The 5,235-nt window shown below is 57.2% G+C and carries 2 tRNA genes and 3 rRNA genes; all 5 read left to right on the top strand.

The features are described from left to right. The first annotated feature begins 212 nt into the window (after window positions 1–212). The 5 genes from BUA44_RS14925 (at window position 213) to rrf (ending at window position 5,233) form a co-directional block, all read left to right on the top strand. Window positions 213–1,709: ribosomal RNA gene (locus BUA44_RS14925) — 16S ribosomal RNA — on the top strand. 89 nt (window positions 1,710–1,798) lie between these two features. Further along, window positions 1,799–1,872: transfer RNA gene (locus BUA44_RS14930), tRNA-Ile, on the top strand. Window positions 1,873–1,880: 8 nt separating this feature from the next. Next, window positions 1,881–1,953: transfer RNA gene (locus BUA44_RS14935), tRNA-Ala, on the top strand. A gap of 162 nt (window positions 1,954–2,115) precedes the next feature. Beyond that, window positions 2,116–5,016 (top strand): 23S ribosomal RNA (locus BUA44_RS14940). 102 nt (window positions 5,017–5,118) lie between these two features. Beyond that, a 5S ribosomal RNA gene (rrf, locus tag BUA44_RS14945) occupies window positions 5,119–5,233 on the top strand. Together the 16S, 23S and 5S rRNA genes with 2 tRNA genes alongside form the textbook arrangement of a ribosomal RNA operon. Window positions 5,234–5,235 lie beyond the last annotated feature (2 nt).

Consider the following 5,235-nt stretch of genomic DNA (forward strand, 5'->3'; position numbering starts at 1 on the left):
AAAAATGAAAAAAAGTGAAATTTTTTCGAGAAAAACCCTTGCCAAACTTCCAGAAAATTCTATAATTGGCCTCACCTTCGGAAACGATGGTACGGCAACCCTGAGAGGCCGCCGGGAAGCTTGAAGGAATCGGAGATGTGCTTAGTGACGGACCAAGAAGTTAATTCTTGAAGTCAATTACGAACGTGATAACGGGACCAAGACTTTGAAAATCAATGAAGAGTTTGATCCTGGCTCAGAACGAACGCTGGTGGCGTGTCTTATACATGCAAGTCGAGCGGTCCGCAAGGATAGCGGCGAACGGGTGAGTAACGCGTAAGCAATCTGCCCCGCATATTGGGATAGCCGTGCCAACGCGCGGATAATACCGAATAACGTGGCCCCGGACATCCGGGGTTGACGAAAGATTCATCGATGCGGGATGAGCTTGCGTCCGATTAGCTAGTTGGCGGGGCAACGGCCCACCAAGGCGACGATCGGTAGCCGGCCTGAGAGGGTGATCGGCCACATTGGGACTGAGATACGGCCCAGACTCCTACGGGAGGCAGCAGTAGGGAATATTGCACAATGGGGGAAACCCTGATGCAGCAACGCCACGTGTGGGAAGAAGCATTTCGGTGTGTAAACCACTGTCGTGAGGGAATAATACGCGTCTTCGGGCGCGGGGGAATGTACCTCGAAAGGAAGCACCGGCAAACTTCGTGCCAGCAGCCGCGGTAATACGAGGGGTGCAAGCGTTGTTCGGAATCACTGGGCGTAAAGGGAGCGTAGGCGGATGTTCAAGCGGATTGTACAATACCGGGGCCCAACCCCGGACCTGCAGTCCGAACTGGACATCTTGGATAGTTCAGGGGCAGGCGGAATTCCTGGTGTAGCGGTGGAATGCGTAGAGATCAGGAAGAACACCGATGGCGAAGGCAGCCTGCTGGGGACTTATCGACGCTGAGGCTCGAAAGCGCGGGTAGCAAACAGGATTAGATACCCTGGTAGTCCGCGCCGTAAACGATGCATACTGGGTGTCCGGGGTTCGCCCCGGGTACCGCAGCCAACGCGTTAAGTATGCCGCCTGGGGAGTACGTACGCAAGTATGAAACTCAAAGGAATTGACGGGGGCCCGCACAAGCGGTGGAGCATGTGGTTTAATTCGAAGCAACGCGCAGAACCTTACCAGGGTTTGACATGGGATCGCCGCGGCGAGAGATCGCCGTTTTGCAGCAATGCAACGATCCGCACAGGTGCTGCATGGCTGTCGTCAGCTCGTGTCGTGAGATGTTGGGTTAAGTCCCGCAACGAGCGCAACCCACGTTTCCAGTTGCCACCCGCAAGGGGGCCCTCTGGAGAGACTGCCGGGGACAACCCGGAGGAAGGTGTGGATGACGTCAAGTCCTCATGGCCCTTACATCCTGGGCTACACACGTGCTACAATGGTCGGTACAATGGGTCGCAACGCCGCGAGGCGGAGCCAATCCTCAAAGCCGGCCTCAGTTCGGATCGGAGTCTGCAACTCGACTCCGTGAAGCTGGAATCGCTAGTAATCGTGGGTCAGCACACCACGGTGAATACGTTCCCGGGCCTTGTACACACCGCCCGTCAAGCCATGGGAGAAGGGAGTGCTCGAAGCCGCCTCGGCGTCTAAAGCAAGACCTTTGACTGGGGCTAAGTCGTAACAAGGTAGCCGTACCGGAAGGTGCGGCTGGATTACCTCCTTTAAGGAGTAAACGCGGATTCAATCCGCACGCCTGTTACCGTTCAGTTGACATCCGTCACCCAAGCACGTCTCCGATTCTTTTACGAGCCCGGGTCTGTAGCTCAGCTGGTTAGAGCACCGCTCTGATAAGGCGGGGGTCAATGGTTCAAGTCCATTCAGGCCCATAGCTTTCGGGGTTATAGCTCAACTGGTAGAGCGCCAGCTTTGCAAGCTGGATGTTAGGAGTTCGAGTCTCCTTAGCTCCAGTAGCGCCCCCGGGCGCAGGACCGATGCCCACGCGGCACGGCGCACATTGAAATTACGGCAGTGGAAATAACAAAGCAATCAAGCGAGAGTGACTTGAAGCACCAAGTAAGGTGGATTCGAGCTGCTCATGCGGCAGAACAGAGCTGAATCGCTGGAAAGAAGATTATGCGAAAGAATGCACGCGGGGGATGCCTAGGCATCTGCCGGCGACGAAGGACGTGCCAAGCCACGATAGTCCGGTACGAGGCGCAAAGGGCCTTTGACTGCCGGGATTCCGAATGGGGAAACCCACGCGCAAGCGTACCCACCGGCCGAATACATAGGCCGGAGGGGGCAAACCCGGGGAACTGAAACATCTCAGTACCCGGAGGAAAAGAAATCAACCGAGATTCCCTGAGTAGTGGTGAGCGAAAGGGGAGGAGCCCAGCCGATACATGATTCTTGGAACGAGAGCGAAGCGGGATGGAAAGCCCCCCCACAGCAGGTGACAGGCCTGTAGCGATCGTGAACGGAACATGCGGCGAAGAGTAGGGCGGGACACGTGAAATCCTGCCTGAAGACGGGGGGACCACCCTCCAAGGCTAAATACGAGCAGATGACCGATAGTGCACAGTACCGTGAGGGAAAGGTGAAAAGCACCCCGAGAGGGGAGTGAAATAGCGCCTGAAACCGCGTGCATACATTCTGTCGGAGGGAGGATTCATCCTCCTGACGGCGTGCCTTTTGTTTAATGAGCCAGCGAGTTGCTCGTGTACGGCAAGGTTAAGGGCCTCAGGTCCGGAGCCGAAGCGAAAGCGAGTCTCAACTGGGCGACCAGTCGTACACGGCAGACACGAAGCCTTAGTGATCTACCCATGACCAGGCTGAAGCGGAAGTAACATTCCGTGGAGGGCCGAACCGATATACATTGAAACGTGTCCGGATGAGTTGTGGGTAGGAGCGAAAGACCAATCAAACTGGGCGATAGCTTGTTCTCCTCGAAACATATTTAGGTATGGCGTCATGTTACTTTCACGGGGGTAGAGCACTGGCAGGACTAGGGGGCACACCCGCTTACCAAACCCTATCAAACTCCGAATACCGTGAACAGGATGCATGGCAGACAGCCCGCGGGTGATAAGATCAGCGGACGAAAGGGAAACAACCCGGACCATCGACTAAGCGTCCCCAAGTATGTGTTAAGTGGGAAAGGATGTGGGGTTGCACAGACAGCCAGGAGGTTAGCTTAGAAGCAGCTATCCTTTAAAGAAAGCGTAATAGCTCACTGGTCAAGCGACCCCGCGCCGAAAATGATCGGGACTAAACACATCACCGAAGTCGTGGGCTCCAGCAATGGAGCGGTAGAGGAGCGTTCCGCAGGCCTGGGAAGGCGGGTGGCGATGCCCGCTGGAGGTACCGGAAACGAGAATGCTGGCATGAGTATGCGAAAATGCGGGTGAAAAACCCGCACACCGTAAGTCCAAGGTTTCCTGGGCAAGGATAATCCTCCCAGGGTGAGTCGGGATCTAAGACGAGGCCGAGAGGCGTAGCCGATGACGACCCGGTTAATATTCCGGGACCGCGCGGAAGGCGTCACCACCGACGGGGTGACGCATGGGACAGTGCGTAGCTGCTGATGGACGCAGCGGAAGGTATGCGAGGCTCTAGGGCGGCAAATCCCCCTAGTACATGCCCCAGGTACCGGACCCCGCGAAGGCTTCGGCCGGAGCGGGAGTCGCATGGGCCCGTGCCAGGAAAAACCCCTAAGGGAGCCGACGCGCGCCCGTACCGTAAACCGACACAGGTGGACGAGGCGAATAGCCTAAGGTGCTCGAGACAACTCGGGAGAAGGAACTCGGCAAATTAACCCCGTAACTTCGGGATAAGGGGAGCCTCCCATGGTGGGCGTGGACAGCGCGAAGCCACAGGAGGTCGCAGGGAAACGGCAGAAGCGACTGTTTACCAAAAACACAGGGCCATGCTAACACGCAAGTGGACGTATATGGTCTGACACGTGCCCGGTGCCGGAAGGTTAACAGGAGGGGTCAGCGCAAGCGAAGCCCTGAATCGAAGCCCCGGTAAACGGCGGCCGTAACTATAACGGTCCTAAGGTAGCGAAATTCCTTGTCGGGTAAGTTCCGACCTGCACGAATCGTGTAACGACTTCTGCACTGTCTCCTCCCGGGACTCGGCGAAATTGCAGTGCCGGTGAAGATGCCGGCAACCCGCACCTGGACGGAAAGACCCCATGAACCTTCACTGTATTTTGGCACTGGTTTTAGGACTGGCATGTGTAGGATAGGTGGGAGGCTATGAAGCGGCGACGCCAGTCGTCGTGGAGCCGCCCTTGAAATACCACCCTTGCCCGTTTTGAGATCTAACCTCGTCCCGTCATCCGGGACAGGGACCATGCCTGATGGTCAGTTTGACTGGGGCGGTCGCCTCCTAAAAGGTAACGGAGGCATCCAACGGTTCCCTCAGCGCGGTCGGCAATCGCGCGCAGAGCATAAAGGCATAAGGGAGCTTGACTGCGAGGCGGACACGCCGAGCAGGTACGAAAGTAGGGCTTAGTGATCCCGCGGTTTAGCGTGGAATTGCCGTTGCTCAATGGATAAAAGGTACTCTGGGGATAACAGGCTGATCTCCCCCAAGCGTCCATAGCGACGGGGAGGTTTGGCACCTCGATGTCGGCTCGTCGCATCCTGGGGCTGGAGAAGGTCCCAAGGGTTTGGCTGTTCGCCAATTAAAGCGGCACGCGAGCTGGGTTCAGAACGTCGTGAGACAGTTCGGTCCCTATCCGGTGTGGGCGTTGGAGACTTGAGGGAAGCTGTCCTTAGTACGAGAGGACCGGGACGGACGAACCTCTGTTGTACCGGCTGTCGCGCCAGCGGCATTGCCGGGTAGCCATGTTCGGATCGGAGAAACGCTGAAGGCATCTAAGCGTGAAGCCGTTCCCAAGATCAGGTCTCCCCGGGGTTCAACCCCCTGTAGGGCCGTCGGAGACTACGACGTCGATAGGCCACAGGTGTAAGCGCGGCGACGCGTTGAGCCGAGTGGTACTAATAGCCCGTGAGGCATTTCATCTGTTTCAACGATTCAGTTCGCGGCCGCGTGAGCAGCCCGGACCCGCCTGGCGCTTCAGTGAGCACCCGCGGATTGCTTTACCCCACTGCCGAAGTGTTTGTTTCAGCGGTTCTCGAGAGAGGGTCATACCCGTTCCCATTCCGAACACGGAAGTCAAGCCTCCCTTCGCCGATGGTACCTGGCCCCCGGGCCCGGGAGAGTAGGGCGCCGCTGGATTC

This window comes from Fibrobacter sp. UWR3 (assembly GCF_900143055.1).
GTDB lineage: Bacteria > Fibrobacterota > Fibrobacteria > Fibrobacterales > Fibrobacteraceae > Fibrobacter.